General features: G+C 41.0%; 15 protein-coding genes and 1 pseudogene. 4 read left to right on the top strand and 12 right to left on the bottom strand.

The features are described 5' to 3' along the window. Positions 1-150 precede the first annotated feature (150 nt). From NH454_RS03630 to rplU, 5 genes are all read right to left on the bottom strand, one after another. Positions 151-528 carry a DUF3718 domain-containing protein gene (locus tag NH454_RS03630; RefSeq protein ID WP_135926124.1) on the bottom strand — a complete coding sequence of 126 codons (378 nt, stop codon included), beginning with the start codon at positions 526-528 and terminating at the stop codon, positions 151-153. 79 nt (positions 529-607) lie between these two features. Then, complete coding sequence (gene folA / locus NH454_RS03625; RefSeq protein WP_253038232.1) at positions 608-1,099, bottom strand: type 3 dihydrofolate reductase; 492 nt, start codon at positions 1,097-1,099, stop codon at positions 608-610. A gap of 67 nt (positions 1,100-1,166) precedes the next feature. Further along, positions 1,167-2,321 (bottom strand): Obg family GTPase CgtA, encoded by a 1,155-nt coding sequence (cgtA, locus tag NH454_RS03620; RefSeq protein ID WP_135926125.1) that lies wholly within the window; start codon positions 2,319-2,321, stop codon positions 1,167-1,169. A gap of 154 nt (positions 2,322-2,475) precedes the next feature. Continuing rightward, positions 2,476-2,733, bottom strand: coding sequence for a 50S ribosomal protein L27 (gene rpmA, locus NH454_RS03615; RefSeq protein WP_054551015.1), 258 nt, complete (start codon positions 2,731-2,733; stop codon positions 2,476-2,478). Between the two features lie 16 nt (positions 2,734-2,749). Continuing rightward, positions 2,750-3,061, bottom strand: coding sequence for a 50S ribosomal protein L21 (rplU, locus tag NH454_RS03610; RefSeq protein WP_036965957.1), 312 nt, complete (start codon positions 3,059-3,061; stop codon positions 2,750-2,752). Between the two features lie 410 nt (positions 3,062-3,471). Between rplU and ispB the strand changes: the two genes are divergently transcribed. After that, positions 3,472-4,443 (top strand): octaprenyl diphosphate synthase, encoded by a 972-nt coding sequence (gene ispB / locus NH454_RS03605; RefSeq protein ID WP_135926126.1) that lies wholly within the window; start codon positions 3,472-3,474, stop codon positions 4,441-4,443. 87 nt (positions 4,444-4,530) lie between these two features. On the opposite strand, the gene mdh is transcribed toward ispB, so the two are convergent. After that, a complete protein-coding gene (gene mdh, locus NH454_RS03600) occupies positions 4,531-5,466 on the bottom strand; it encodes a malate dehydrogenase (protein ID WP_135926127.1) in 936 nt (311 codons plus the stop codon). A 226-nt stretch (positions 5,467-5,692) separates the two neighbouring features. Here mdh and argR point away from each other — a divergent pair, with 226 nt between their 5' ends. Beyond that, positions 5,693-6,160: a transcriptional regulator ArgR gene (gene argR, locus NH454_RS03595; protein WP_138557014.1), complete on the top strand. Its 468-nt coding sequence runs from the start codon at positions 5,693-5,695 to the stop codon at positions 6,158-6,160. On the opposite strand, the gene NH454_RS03590 is transcribed toward argR, so the two are convergent. The 6 genes from NH454_RS03590 to NH454_RS03565 form a co-directional block, all read right to left on the bottom strand. Then, positions 6,157-7,056, bottom strand: a complete 900-nt coding sequence (locus NH454_RS03590) for a Dyp-type peroxidase (RefSeq protein ID WP_135926128.1) — start codon at positions 7,054-7,056, stop codon at positions 6,157-6,159. The genes argR and NH454_RS03590 overlap by 4 nt on opposite strands. A 61-nt stretch (positions 7,057-7,117) precedes the next feature. After that, positions 7,118-8,161 carry an ABC transporter ATP-binding protein gene (locus NH454_RS03585; protein WP_253038231.1) on the bottom strand — a complete coding sequence of 348 codons (1,044 nt, stop codon included), beginning with the start codon at positions 8,159-8,161 and terminating at the stop codon, positions 7,118-7,120. Beyond that, entirely contained in the window at positions 8,158-9,792 is a 1,635-nt protein-coding gene (locus NH454_RS03580; protein ID WP_253038230.1) for an iron ABC transporter permease, read from the bottom strand. The genes NH454_RS03585 and NH454_RS03580 overlap by 4 nt, the downstream gene beginning before the upstream one ends. 71 nt (positions 9,793-9,863) lie before the next feature. Then, on the bottom strand, positions 9,864-10,868 hold the full coding sequence (locus NH454_RS03575) for a Fe(3+) ABC transporter substrate-binding protein (protein WP_253038229.1): 1,005 nt from the start codon (positions 10,866-10,868) through the stop codon (positions 9,864-9,866). Between the two features lie 838 nt (positions 10,869-11,706). Further along, entirely contained in the window at positions 11,707-12,348 is a 642-nt protein-coding gene (locus NH454_RS03570; protein WP_135926318.1) for a tRNA-uridine aminocarboxypropyltransferase, read from the bottom strand. A 131-nt stretch (positions 12,349-12,479) separates the two neighbouring features. Further along, entirely contained in the window at positions 12,480-12,797 is a 318-nt protein-coding gene (locus NH454_RS03565) for a hypothetical protein (RefSeq protein ID WP_138557018.1), read from the bottom strand. Positions 12,798-12,841: 44 nt separating this feature from the next. On the opposite strand from NH454_RS03565, the gene NH454_RS03560 reads away from it, so the two are divergent. Next, positions 12,842-13,192, top strand: coding sequence for a DUF5522 domain-containing protein (locus tag NH454_RS03560; protein WP_135926133.1), 351 nt, complete (start codon positions 12,842-12,844; stop codon positions 13,190-13,192). A 184-nt stretch (positions 13,193-13,376) separates the two neighbouring features. Further along, positions 13,377-15,810, top strand: a pseudogene (locus NH454_RS03555) (TonB-dependent receptor). The last annotated feature ends 37 nt before the right edge of the window (positions 15,811-15,847 follow it).

Below are 15,847 nucleotides of genomic sequence, written 5' to 3'. Positions count from 1 at the left end.
AAAAACACGAATGTTGACTAAAGCCTAGCCTATCGCTGGGCTTACTCTTTTTATTGTCTCAGCATGATTAAGCATTATTACGTATTGGCATAATACAAATAAAAAAACCGCACACTGTGCGGTTTTTTCAAAATCTGTTTACTTTTAGTATTAAAGACCTGCGCGGTCCTTAATAACAGCGATTAGTGGTGAACCACCATGGCCATTTGCTTCAGCCCATGCGATGTCAGCACCATCTTCTAAAGAGCTTTTTGATAAGTTCTTAACAATGTACTCACCAGTATCAGCAGCACCGCTCTCGATAGCATGACGAAGCATATTATTACCATTACATTTTACAGCGTCAAAAATGTTACGAATTTTAACACGTGAGCTCTTAAGCTTATCACGTAAACGGTTTTTATCATCTGCCGCGATATATTCACAGATAGATACAGCTAATTGGTCATCAGCTTTCGCTGGTGCGGTATACGCAACCGAAGCCGAAACAACTGCCGCCACGAGTAATAAGTTAGATAACTTCATCATATTTTGCCCTTATGCAATACTTTCTTCGTAGAAATATCGGACATTATTATACCAACCAATTAGTTTTACCGCAATAATGTTACGAATTTTTATACAGGGTTACAAAGGTATACGAATAAGGGTTTTTGTTATCAGGCTGATGCTGTTCTTGCTCAGCAACCGTCCAATTAGCAACACTTTCGTAATCTGGAAACTGAGTGTCACCTTCAACTTCAAGATCGATGAACGTTAAATATAATCGCTCAGCCTGCGGTAAAAACTGTTCGTAGATATTTCCGCCACCAATAATCATGACTTCTTCAACATCAACGACTAATGCCAACGCTGCCTCAGGCGAAGTGACTACCTCAATGCCTTGTGCACTATAATCTGCATTACGAGTAATAATAATGTTTTGACGGCCAGGTAATGGACGACCAATTGATTCAAACGTTTTACGCCCCATGATCACCGGCTTTGCCATGGTTACTTTTTTAAAGTGTTGCAGATCGGCAGGTAAATGCCATGGCATTTGGTTGTCTTGACCTATTACTCGGTTATTTGCCATAGCAGCAATCATTGAAATTTTCACACTAAACCTTAATACTTTTTTCTTATTAATAAAAAAGGAGCGCATGGCTCCTTTTCAGTTTCAAATTTTATCGTTGGTAGATAACTTCTACATCGTAGTCATCATCGTCCCAGTCGTCATCCCAATCATCATCGTCTTGAGATGTTGCTTTCTGATGGTAAGTATCCCACTTAAATTCAACTTCTTCTTTCTCTTCTTCAGCGAATTTTTCTTTCGGCATACTATCAAGCAGCGCCATGATGTCATGACATAATGCTTGGGTATTTTGCTTATTTGCTGCAGAGATGCGGTAAACATTAGTTTCTTCACCTAGCTCTTGAGCAATCTCATTACATAGCGCTTCGGCTTCATCTTCCGGCAATAAATCAATCTTATTGAAAACTAACCAACGCGGCTTTTCTGCAAGTTTAGGGCTGTATTGGTGCAGCTCGTTAATAATTGCAAAGGCATTATCAACAGGGTTGGTGCCATCAACTGGCATAATATCAATAATGTGTAGTAATACACGACAACGCTCTAAGTGCTTTAAGAAGCGAATACCAAGCCCTGCACCTTCTGAAGCCCCTTCAATAAGACCTGGAATATCAGCAATCACAAATGATTTATTTGCATCAGGACGAACCACGCCTAAGTTAGGAATTAGCGTCGTAAACGGATAATCCGCCACTTTTGGTTTCGCTGCTGAAACACTGCGAATAAACGTTGATTTTCCGGCATTTGGTAAGCCAAGTAAGCCAACATCTGCAAGTAACATTAACTCTAAACGTAGGCTGCGAACTTCACCAGGTGTACCTAGTGTCTTTTGACGTGGTGCACGGTTAGTACTTGATTTAAAACGTGCATTTCCCAAGCCATGGAAACCACCTTTCGCAACTACAATTTTTTGACCATGTTTAGTTAAATCACCTAGTGACTCTTCAGTGTCAACGTCAGTGATACGCGTACCTACAGGTACTTTAAGCGTCAAATCAGCGCCCTTTTTACCTGTCATGTTACGGCTTTGGCCATTTGTGCCGCGCTCTGCTTTATGAAAACGCTCAAATTGATAGTCAATTAAGGTATTTAAGTTTTCATCGGCTTGTAGATAAACGCTGCCGCCATCGCCGCCATCGCCGCCATCAGGACCGCCGTCTGGTACATATTTTTCACGTCGGAAAGATACGACACCGCTGCCGCCATCACCCGCGTCACAACGAATTTCTACTTCATCTACAAACTTCATGATTACTCACTTTAAGATTGGCTTGTTAATAACTCTATTATATACCTAAGCCCTTCTGATTGCAGGCTTAGCTTAGATATATATTTACACGCCTTATTATTTGCCTTAAAACAAAAAACCCCGCAAAGGCGGGGTTTTTCAAATATCGAGATGATTACTCAGCTACGATATTTACGTATTTACGGTTTAAAGGACCTTTCTGTTCGAATTGAACTTTACCATCTGCTTTTGCGAAGATAGTGTGGTCTTTACCGATACCTACGTTTGCGCCAGCGTGGAAACGAGTACCACGTTGACGAACAATGATGCTACCCGCTAGAACTGATTCGCCACCAAAACGCTTAACACCTAGGCGTTTGCTTTCTGAATCGCGACCGTTACGAGTACTACCAGCTGCTTTTTTATGTGCCATTTCTCAGTACCTCTAATTAAGCGCTAATGCCAGTGATTTTAACTTCAGTGAACCATTGACGATGGCCCATTTGCTTACGAGAATGCTTACGACGTCTAAATTTAACAATCTTCACTTTCTCACCGCGACCGTGTGAAACAACCTCAGCTGTTACTTTACCACCGTTTACGAACGGTACACCGATCTCGATTTTCTCACCATCAGCAACTAAAAGTACTGAATCAAATTCAACTGCTGCACCAGTTTCAACGTCTAATTTTTCAAGACGAATTGTTTGACCTTCAGTCACACGGTGCTGTTTACCACCACTTTGGAAAACCGCGTACATAATTAACTCCGTCTGTGCGCCCTCAAATCGACGCAACTAAAATATTCTTCAATAGGGCGCGAAGTTTACGCTAATGCGCAAAAACTAGCAAGCCTCTTTTGCTATAAAATGAATAAAAAATAGCTGCATTGAGAGCAATTCAATATTTTTCCTTATTCTATCCTAAAAACAACGTATGCCAAGCGGTTTTTACGATCTCATGACAATTAAATTAACACGTCAAAAGCGCCGTTAAATAAATGCAAGCATGTTTACTATTCAACCAAACAACTACAATTAACTGTTCAAATTTGATTTAAAATAAAAAACTTTACAGTGTTTTTTTACTGAATCAGCACAAAATATCGAGCAAGTGCTTTTTTTGTTGTACAATCAGCCTCGTATACCCATAAATATTGGCTCGGAGATCAATGGATATAAAAGCTATCCAGACGTTAATCGATCATGAGATGAATGACGTCAATCAACTTATACATGCCCAAATGCGCTCAGATGTCGCATTGGTCAATCAACTCGGTTTATATATAGTAAACAGCGGTGGTAAGCGTGTTCGCCCTATGTTGGCCATTTTAGCAGCAAAAGCTTTAGGCTATGAAGGTAAAGACCACATTACACTGGCCACTATCATCGAATTTATTCACACTGCAACTTTACTGCATGATGATGTTGTTGATGAGTCACATTTACGTCGTGGTACGCCTACAGCAAATGCTGAGTTTGGCAATGCCGCTAGCGTGCTAGTTGGTGATTTTATTTACACACGCTCATTTCAGTTGATGGTTGGTCTTGGTAAAATGCCAATCATGGAAATTTTAGCTGATGCAACGAATGTCATTGCTGAAGGTGAAGTATTACAGCTAATGAACTGTAACGATCCTGACACCACAGAACAAAGCTATATGCAGGTCATTTACAGCAAAACAGCTAAGTTATTTGAAGCAGCAACTGGCCTTGCAGCAATTATCACTGAACAAGATGATAAAACGCTTGAGGCATTAAACCTTTATGGCATGCATTTAGGAACAGCCTTTCAGCTTGTTGATGATGTGCTTGATTACAACGCCGATGCTGAGCAACTTGGTAAAAATATTGGTGATGATTTAGCCGAGGGTAAACCTACCTTACCGCTTATTTATGCCATGCAAAAAGGCACGCCAGAGCAAATCAAGCTCGTTCGTGAAGCAATTGAACTTGGCAATGGTATGGATCACCTAGACAGTATTCTTGAGGCGTTAGCTGATACCAAAGCACTTGAGTTTACAATGCAAAAGGCAGAGCAAGAGGCAGATAAAGCCATCGCCTGTATTGCATTTTTACCAGAAACGCCATACAAGCAAGCATTAGAGAGCTTGGCACGCATCGCCGTTGCCCGCGATCATTAAACTCTATTTATTCGAGCCATTAAAAAAGCCTGCATATGCAGGCTTTTTTGTTTTAGGTGCTTTAATAGCACCTATCATCTATCGAAATTAACCATTGATGAAATCAACACCTTCTTGGATGTCTTTATTAAGCGTTTCAAGCATGTCGTTTTTAGCTTGCTCTTCGAAAGCGCTTAATTCACCGTAAGAAAGAATTTCTTCAACACCGTTCTTACCTAAACGTACTGGGTGTGCAAAGTATGCTGCGTCACCGTTTTCAACTGCAACGTATGCGTAATCAACCACTTCTTCACCTTGTAAGCCTTTAACTAAAGACATACAGAAACGTGCTGCTGCTGCACCCATTGAAAGAGTCGCTGAACCGCCACCCGCTTTAGCGTTAACAACTTCAGTACCTGCGTTTTGGATACGTGGAGTTAATGCTGCGACTTCTTCGTCAGTGAAAGTAACACCTTCAACTTGAGATAGAAGAGGAAGGATTGTAGTGCCTGAGTGGCCACCGATCACTGGAACTTTAACGTCAGTAGCGCTTAAACCTTTAAGTTCAGCAACAAATGCTTCTGAACGGATCACGTCAAGTGTTGTGATACCGAATACACGGCCAGCATCGTAAGTACCCGCTTTTTTGAATACTTCAGCAACGATTGGCACAGTGCCGTTTACTGGGTTAGTAATGATACCAACTAACGCTTTAGGACAGTTTTTAACGATGCCTTCAGCTAATGTTTTGATGATACCTGCGTTTACGTTGAAAAGGTCCGCACGGTCCATACCCGGCTTACGCGGCATACCCGCTGGGATAAGAACGATATCACAACCAGCTAAAGCATCGTCTAGGTTATCAGCACCGAAACCTTCAACTTTAACGTCTGTTGGGATGTGAGAAAGATCAACCGCTACACCAGGAACAACAGGGGCAACATCGTATAATGATAATTCAGAACCTGCAGGTAAACTTGTTTTTAATAATAAAGACAATGCTTGGCCGATACCGCCAGCTGCGCCTAAAACAGCAACTTTCATTGGAATTCTCCGTAATTTGAGGTAGGAAATATTTGTGGCCCTAAAGATAATGAAATTAGCGACTAAAAACAAATTTATCCTGCTTATTTCGCGTATAATTTCGACCATAGTTGTAAACTATACTGTAAACACACAGCATTTAGGGCGAGAAATGTAAACTAGTACTGCATAAGTATGCAGAGTTGTGTAGAATTACTTCACGTTTTATGACTACAGATACGGCAACATGCAACCACAAGACAAACAAGAAGCACTAATCAAAGCGTTCAAAGCGCTATTAAAAGAAGAAAACTTCGGCTCACAAGGTGAGATTGTCGAAGCATTAAAAGATCAAGGCTTCGACAACATAAGCCAAAGTAAAGTCTCTCGCATGTTAAGTAAGTTTGGCGCGGTACGCACCCGTAATGCAAAACAAGAAATGGTGTATTGCTTACCCGCTGAAATGGGAGTACCAACAGCGAAAAGCCCATTGCGTCAACTCGTTATCGATATTATGCATAACGAAATGATGATTATTATTCGTACCAGCCCAGGTGCAGCACAACTTATCGCGCGCTTACTAGACTCATTAGGTAAAGCTGATGGGGTACTTGGTACAATTGCAGGTGACGACACAATTTTTATCGCTCCTGCAAAGATTTCTGAAATAGATGTCACGCTTGATCGCGTGCGCACTTTATTCGATACAGTTTAAAGCTGCTTCAAAAAGTTTACTGACGGGGCGAAAAACGCCGACCCCATATCGGCTTGAGTAAAATCAAGCCAATGGTCGTAGCAATCGCCCTGCCCCAAGCGACTCTTTAATACCTGCTCAAACGCATCACCTTGCGCGGCACATGACACCATTAAAATACCCTGCTTATGAACATCACCAAACGGCATGCTCTGATTAAGTATCAACGGCTGGCCATTTTCATCTTTTAGTTCACTACGAACTGCATGACTAGTTTCGAGTGCAGGCATAATTAAGGTGTTATCAAGCCGAGTACGCCCCATAATTTGCTCTTGCTCTGATAACGACAAATGTTGCCAAACACTTAAATCGTGCACAAAGCGCTGAACATGAATGTAGCTGCCTTGATCTTCAAAATGCCCCGGTCTGTCTATCAATGCCGTACTGCGTTTTTGTCTACCATGAGGGGTGTCACCCGCATAAATAAAGCCGTTAAAGTCGCGGCCATCTAAAAAACGAAAGTTACGCACTTGCTCCACAAGCTCTACATCTGGCGTAAATAATTTCAGGATCTGTAGGGCAAAAAGATGATTAACATCTTCACGGTCTGAACGAATTTGTACAAATAAATCAAATGGCTGTGCACTCATAACATGTTCACTATGAGTCACATTAGGAAAGCTTTGTAATTGACTTGGAATAAACTCAGGCAAAATATGCGGCCAATATTGCGCACCAAGCGCAACCACGCACGACAGCATGGCTTCTGAGAACTGATCCGCAAACTCATCTTGAATGACGCTCACGCGTTTTAGCTTTTTACGTAATGACTCGTCATGGCCATCATAAACATTAAAAAACAGGTGCAAACCATGTAAGTTTGCTTCAGCACAAATCCCAGATTGCGCTTGCGCCATAGTGAATCCTTAGCTTCTCGTTATTTGCACCTAGCCAAGAATTCAAGATTGTTAAGCAGTACTAATCATGAAAAAAATTGACTGTGTGCGGCATTATTTTTATTTTTACAGGCTGCTCAACGGCAAACACGCGGTCTTGCTCTGCAGCGACTTCACACTCCTGCCCCGCTATATTCACACGATAAACATAACGTGTGCCTATAAAGCGTCTGTGCAAAATTGTCAGGCTATTTTCATCACTCTGATCAGCTTCACATAACTGAATATAATGAGGCCGTACATAAACTTGCCCTTGTTTGTGAGCACTGTTATTTACTGTGAGTGAATGTATTACACCAAACGCCGTTTCGTATTCAGTTGGCGTTAAGACTTTCGCCGTTAAGTATATGCCTGTACCAAGAAACTCTGCAACCTCCTTTGAGTTAGGTTGGCTAAATAACTGTTCTGATGAGCCTTGTTGGGCTATTTTTCCACCATACATTACAGCCAAGGTGTCAGCAAACGCAAACGCCTCTTCCTTCGAATGGGTAACAAACACTGCAGATACTTGCTGAGCTTTAATGATACGGCGGATGTCGGCAATTAACTCAAAGCGAACCTGCGTATCGATATTAGAAAATGGCTCATCAAGTAATAACAAGCTGGGTTTATAAGCAAGCGCACGAGCAATTGCAACACGCTGTTGTTGACCACCTGATAATTGATGCGGATAACGTTCTGCACAGCCAGTTAACTTAACTAAGCTCAGCATTTCATCCACGCGCTCACGCTTTTGCGACTTACTCATATTGGTTAAACCAAATGCAATATTGTCGCTCACCGATAAGTGAGGAAATAACGCGTAATCTTGAAACATCATGCCAATATTACGTTTTTCTGGTGCAACAAAATGCTTGTCGTCATTAACGACAAGCGAATCAATGCTCATAAAACCTTGTGAGGGCTCAATAATTCCGGCAATCGCTTTTAAAGTCGTTGTTTTACCGCAACCACTTGCCCCAAGCAGGCAAACGATTTCGTCTTGTTCAACATTCAAATTAAGCGCATCCAATACCTTAGTGCCATTGTATTGATAAGCTAAATTTTTAATTATCAAATGACTCATGAATGATTTTGCTCCATCGAACGATTAACGAAATACAAAGGAATAAGCCCGACTAACACAATAAACAGGGCTGAGATAGACGCTAACTCTAACTGCTCATCACTAACATATTGAAAAACATGAGTTGCAAGAGTTTCAAAATTAAACGGTCGTAATAACAAGGCCGCGGGTAGCTCTTTCATACATTCAATAAATACCAGAAGCCCAGCGGTTAAAATGCCGCGTTTAAGTAAAGGCAGATGTACTTTATACAAGGTTTGAAATGCACTTTTACCCATAGATTGACTTGCCATATCAAGAGAAGGGCTAATACGTAAAAAGCTGCTTTCAAGGGCGCCATGTGCAATCGCGTAAAAGCGCACAATATACGCAAAAATCATCGCAAATAATGTCCCACTCAGAAGTAAACCCGGCGATAAACCTATTGGTTCAAGCCATTGATTAAGTGCATCATCAATTTGTGTTAGTGGTAACAATACCGCAATCGCCAGTACCGTACCCGGTAGCGCATAACCCGTACTTGCTAAACGCCCCGGAATGAGTGGATACGCTTGTTTAGCAATACGCTGATAAAACAGTACCAACAAGCTAAGAAGGATTGTCACTAGGCTGACAGCAATGGCGACTTTAAAGCTCTGCCAAGCATAATTAAAAAATGCCCCATTCCATGCTTCATCCGCATAAACAATGGCGTATTTAACAAGCACTCCAACTGGCAAGACAAAAGCAAGTACCAACACAACTGTGCAGACTAAACTTGCAGCCCATGCTGTGCTACCTTTAAAGCGATATAAAGTTGCGCTGTTAATGCTCGACTGGCGTTCATACACAGCTTGATTACGACGACTAAAGCGCTCAACCATAATAGTGAGAAACAAAATAAGCAGCATAATGCCTGATATTTTTGCCGCAGCGGTTAATGAATAATAGCCAAGCCAGGTATCGTAAACAGCGGTCGTTAGTGTGCTCACTGCAAAGTAATTAACAGTGGCAAAATCAGCCATAGCTTCCATACTGATTAACGTAACTCCTGCCACAATTGCCCCTCGACCAAGCGGTAAACTTACCCGTAAAAAGCTTTGTAATGGCGATAACCCCATTAACTGACTAGCTTGCACTAATTTAAAAGATTGCTCTCTTAAGGCCGTTTTAAAAATAAGATAAAGATACGGATACAGCACTAATGCAATCATAATAATTGCACCCGGCAAAGTTCGAATATCAAAAAACCAATAATCATCGGGTGACTGCCAATCAAACCAGTCCCTGAGCGCAATTTGCACAGGCCCAGCATAATCAAGTAAGTCCGTATAAACATAAGCAATGAGATAAGTTGGCATTGCCAAAGGCAGCATCAGTGCCCATTCAAAGTGTTTTCGACCAGGAAATTCACAGTACGCAGTCAACCACGCAAGCGGCAGCGCAATAACACAGCTCAATAGCCCAACCCCAGCTATGAGTGCAAGGGTATTACGCGTGTAGTCCCACAAAACAGTATCGAATAAATGCTGAAAGACATCCGAACCACCTTGCAGAGATTCAAACAATAAAAAACCTAGCGGCGTAACAAGTAGCAAACCGATTAGCCAAGCCAATACTTGCCAACGCGACAACGAAAACTTCACATGCATAAGTGGATTAATACCAGATAAAATAAAAGCTGTTAAAAAACAGCTTTTATAAAAGACGAGGAAAAACCTCGTTATAAGTCAAACTTTACTTCGTCAATAAGCTTTAACGCAACAGGACGGTATTTACTTATTTCATCAAGAGCAAGACTATCTTCTTTAAACTCACCCCATGACGCAACCATCTCAGACAATGCAACCCCTTGCTTTACAGGGTATTCCATATTGACCGAAGCATACATATTTTGCGCTTTATTGTCGGTCATATACTCAATCAGTTTCAAGGCATTTTCCGGATTTTTAGCGTATCGCGTCATAACAACACCCGAAACATTAATATGTGAGCCACGATTGGTTTGGTTTGGAAAGTTAATATTAACCGCTTCAGCCCATGACTTTTGCTGCTCATCTTGCATCATTTTACCAAAATAGTAGCTGTTGCCTAATGCCAGATCACATAATCCTTCTTTCACAGCTTTGACTTGCGCTCTGTCGTTACCTTGTGGCTTACGTGCTAAATTGGTTTTAACGCCCTCTAACCATTGTTTAGTTTTTGCTTCGCCATGATGCGCAACCATAGAAGCAACTAAACCTAAATTGTATGGATGCTTACCTGAGCGAGTACAGATTTTGCCTTTATATTTGGGATCAGCCAAGTCTTCATAACTTAAATCAGCGAGTGCGCCAACACGCTCTTTTGAAGAGTAAACATTACGAACTCGTTTCGTTAAAGCGATCCATTGGCCATCAGCATCACGAAATGTGCTAGGAACATTTGCATCTATAACATCGCTTTTTATTGATTGAGTTAAGCCAAGATCTTCTAATTGAATAAGTGCGCTAAAGTTTGAAGTAAGCACCAAATCAGCTTTGCTGTGCTTACCTTCACGTTTCACACGTTCAATTAAACCTTTTTTCGCAAACACCACATTGGTTTTAATACCAGTCTGCTTGGTGAAGTCATCTAAAATTGGCTGAATTAAGAATGGTTGACGAAACGAATAAATATTAACCACATCGGCAGAAAGTGCTGACGTACTCATTAAAGTAGTCAAAATCAGTAAGGCTGTTTTTTTCATTGTTGGCACCTAAATAATAACAATTATCAAAATATTTTACCTATACTCTGCTAAAAGTGCACCCGTTTATATTCCCCCTATAAGTTTACGTACTGCCATTTGAGAACTTACTTGTAAGATATATCTCACCTAAATGGCAGTTATTGAGTAAAAAAACTCGAAAAACGGTCCCTAAAAAAGCTTAAAACATTGATAAATAGTGATTTATTATTAATTACAATAATGTAACCGTTATTTTAATTGCGATTTTGACCTATTCGATGCTCACTAATTCCCTATACTTACATACAACAACTAAGCAAGAAGCTTAATGAGTAAACGGATATGGAAGTATTACTCATAAAACCGCGGAATAAGGTTCATTAGGATAAAAAGGAACCAAGGACAGGCTCAGGAAGAGTATCGCAATGGAATGACACACTAAGGACAACATCAGGATGATGTGAAATGGCATAACAACAGGACGTTGTTATACAGGATGTTTAAAAAGTGGATTAAAGGACAGGCCGAAAGGTATCGCAATGGAATTGCTAACATATGGATAGTGTCAGGACGACGCGTAAAGGATAGGTAAAGAAATTACCCGCATGGATGTAAAGGAGTGACAAGGAAACAAGGCTGGAAAGCCTTACATTGCATAGAACCAAAAAGTAAAGTGCAATCGCATGGATAGGCAAAGTTTAGGGAGTTGATTAGATTCAATTGCAGGATGCAAAAAATTAAGAAGATTCCGCAAGCGCGACTAGCAATAGTTCGCGCTTTTCTTTTGCCTAAAAATAGTTATTCCAATCCGCAACAATACTTAATCATTTTGAGGGATTAATTAAGCAAAGTAGTATTACTCTGGGCGTCCTTTATTTCGCTTTCCTAGTAAATATGCATCCCTAAACTTTATAAAGTGCGTTTCGAGCTTTTGTGTAGCATCTACTTCACCAGCAAGCGCAAGCACCATTATAGCGACCTCAGCTGTACCAAGTTGATGCTCATGTGGAGCAACTCGTAAACGATAATCTGAAAGCTTTTCTGGGGTAATAGACAATACAGGTAAGTTATCTAAATAAGGGCTTTTGCGAATCATCTTTTTTGCTTCACGCCAAGTACCATCTAAAAAGATAAACAATGGGCGCTTACCTTGCTGTGGCGATACTTCATCGATTACTCGCGTTTCATCTTCAACATCACTCGCCGGAAAAATCACCATTGGCTGATATTGTGGGTCTTGTAATAAGGCTAATAATGCGTGATCAGGTTCTGTTCTGTCCCACTTAAATGCATAGTTTTCAGGAATAATTTCAGCAATCAAACGCCCTGTATTCGATGGTTTAAAGCTTTCATTATGATACATCAGTAAACACACTGCGGCATTACACTGCGCTTGTTCAACACCTTCACAAATGCAATAGTTTTCAGCTAATAAACAACGCTCACAACGAGTAAGCTTTGCACCTCGTGCTTTAAATTCGCGCCTTGATTCGCTCATTTGCTGTGCGCGAAGCGCTAAAACTGCGTTATTAAAAATATTAGCCACTGTGATTACCGAAAAATTAAACGGCGCATATTGTAGCTAAAATTAATGGTAATAGAAATCTACCATCTAATGATGAGTTATTTTTATACCAAGGCTAACAACCTTACTAATGTCATCTTTGTAAGTTCACCCATTTGTTCATGATTACTTAAAGCATACACAGCACCTTCAACGGCGCTCTCATCTATATCTTGACGAGACTCTAAAACACTGGCCCAAAGCACCAGATCATCAAAATCAATTTCACCATTAATAGCTCGCTCTAGAACTTGGCGAAATACTGTCTTGGTCAATATATATTCACCCTCTTGGCTATCTGGGCAGGCAGCAATTACAGTGATAGCCTCATCCCAAAGCTCCCCAAAACAAGCGAACTGACTTAATGCGTGTAATTTATCCATTTGCTATGCTTACCTTTTAAACTGACCGGTTAATCCTTGACTCAATGACAACCCTTACCTGCTCACACTGCGGTGCCTCATTAACATGTCGTGCTGATGATATAAATGCCTGCTGGTGTAACGAACTGCCTGCAATCTTACCTATTAATAATGCAACATCCTGCTTATGTCGTGAGTGTACTATAAAACAGATAAATATCTTTTTATCAAAACTATATGAACAGCCCCTGGCTGAGCAAATAGCCTTTGCGAAACCCTTTTACCAGCATGGTAATTTGATTGAAAACCTCGATTACACATTAGAAAACAACTATATGGTGTTTAGCCGCTGGTTCTTTTTAAAGCGTGGTAAGTGCTGCACCAACGGGTGTACTCATTGTCCCTTCAATGACTAACGACTCCTCACTAGAGTATTTATTCAAATAACGTGAATTTTTTTGCAAATAAGACATGACGAAAAGAATAAAAATACATTATAATTGGATATAAATTCACTAATTCACTCTAGAATTACGCTTAAATTATTACCTTTGTTTAATTTTTGAGCATAAATTTACTACAACATAATCGGAATCAATCATGAACACCTTTAAGCCTGCTCTACTTGCAAGTGCAATTTCTGCGGTTTTAATCAATAGCAATATGGCGTTTGCAGCTGAAGATGCAATAGAAGTTGATAAATCAATTGAAACTATTCAAATCACTGCAACACGACGTGCAGGTTCAGTGCAAGATGCACCGCTTAATATCACAGCCCTAAATGGCGATGTAATTAGCGACCAAAACATTGGTGATCTTGAAGATGTCGCGCGCTGGGTACCAGGCTTAACAATTTCTGATCAAGGTGGCCGTGAAGGTTCTCCGATAATCGTTCGTGGTTTAAACACAAATACCTCTGATCGTATTTCTGATAGTGGCACAGTGGCCACTTATGTTGGTGAAATTCCACTTAGCATCGACTTACGTTTAACTGATGTTGACCGTGTAGAGGTGTTAATTGGTCCACAAGGTACACTTTATGGCGCGGGAACTTTAGGCGGTGCGATCCGTTACTTACTTAAGCAGCCCGATCTAGATCTAACAGAAGGTCAGGTTACAGGCGATGTATTTAGTATCAACGAAAGCGACGGCACCGGCGGTGAGTTTGGCGTGGTATTCAACACTCCGCTTATTGAAGAAAAACTCGCATTTCGTGCCAGCTTAAACTATTACGATAACCCTGGTTACATTGACTATACGCACGTTGTTCAAGAGCCTGGAGTGTCAAACCCGAACCCTGACTTTTCAGACAGCAGCGATGTAAACGCCAACTTAAAAAGAGTAAGCGATGTTAACGACGAGCAAATTACCACAGCACGTTTATCACTGCGTTGGCTTGCAACCGAAGATGTTGATGCAACACTTAACTACTTTTATCAAAAGCAAGAAAATGGCGGTAACTCAACATCGCAATACGGCTCACTTGCTGATAGCAGTGCGCTACAAGGCATCCCAGGAAAGTACGAAAACGTAGCTCGTGTACTTGAGCCTGGCGAAGAAGAAAACGATTTATTAAGCTTAGAAGTAAAAAGCAGATCTTGGTTTTGCTGAGCTGGTATCTGCATCTGGTTGGTCTAGCTATGAACAGTCTGGTCAGCGCGATCAAACTGATCTTCTTTACGATATTTGGTCAGGTTATGCCGACTTCCCTTCTTTTGTTGGCTATACACACGACACCTCAGACCGTGATACGTTTACGCAAGAACTTCGTTTAGTTTCAAATAGCAGTAGTGCTTTTAACTGGATTGTAGGTGGCTTCTATAACAAAGTAGAAAGCTACTCAGATGATCGTGAGTACACGCCGGGTCTGACTGAGTACTGGGGTGGCGGCATTCCAAATGTTGAACAAGACCTTGAGTACATTCTAATTTCAGATAGTGAAACCACTGAAAAAGCACTTTTTGGTGAAATCGGCTACAGCATCACAGATCAGTTTGATGTAACTTTGGGTGCTCGTTTTTACGAATACGATGTATCAACAACATCAGGTTCTGCAACACCGCTTTACTCAGGGGATTTTGATTCACTCGATAATCTAGTTATGGAAAATGTAAGCGCCAGCGATAACGGAAACTTATTTAAGTTTAATGCTAACTATACATTCGATAATGGTGTGCTTGCTTACTTTACCGTGAGTGAGGGTTTCCGTATTGGTGGTGGTAACGGTATTGCCCCTTGCCCTGATGTACTACCTGAACAACAAATTGTTTGCGCTCTACCAAACGAAGAAGATTACAAGCCAGATACAACAGTCAACTATGAGCTAGGCTTTAAGTCGTCATGGTTACGTAACCGCCTACACTTCAATGCAGCGCTATTTAATGTTGATTGGAAAGATGCGCAGGTTGGTAGCAGCACTGTAAATGGCCAAGAATTAATTACCTCGAACGCAGGCTCTGCTAATTCTAAAGGTGTTGAACTTTCTACTCGCGCAATGATTGGTGATAACTGGGCTGCATATGCGACATACGCGTATGCAAAAGCTGAATTAACCGAAGATGCGCCTTACTTATTTGGTGTATTAGGCGACGACCTAGCGCAATACCAAAGCTACTATGATGGTGCCAAAGGCGACCGTTTACCGGGTGCTCCTGAGCATCAATTCTCATTTGGTCTTCGTTACGAGCAAGATATCCTAGGCGATAAACTATTAAGCGTAAACTACGGAATTACAGCGCAAAGCGATGTGATCACCAAAGTAGGCTTAAAAGCTGACGGCGAAGTATTACCGGGTTATGCACTAAGTAACTTATCTGCCAAAATTACTGGCGATATGTGGTCTGCAACGCTTTACGTAGACAACTTATTCGATAAATATGCATTCACTTCTGTACGTCGTGATAAGTCTTGGGCTGGTATGTCGCAATATGCTGAGCTTAATAAAGAGCTACCTGAGCTACAGCGTGTTTATGGCCACTACACCACAGCGCCTCGCACTATCGGTATGAAGTTTAGCTACAACTTTGAGCTGTAATTAAACATACCCATAAAAGCCTTGCCACTTTTAGGCA

The organism is Pseudoalteromonas sp. Ps84H-4 (assembly GCF_024124645.1).
In the GTDB taxonomy this organism is placed as follows: Bacteria; Pseudomonadota; Gammaproteobacteria; order Enterobacterales; family Alteromonadaceae; genus Pseudoalteromonas; species Pseudoalteromonas lipolytica_C.
Note: the sequence above shows the minus strand (reverse complement) of the source record. Positions and strands in the feature narration are given on the sequence as shown.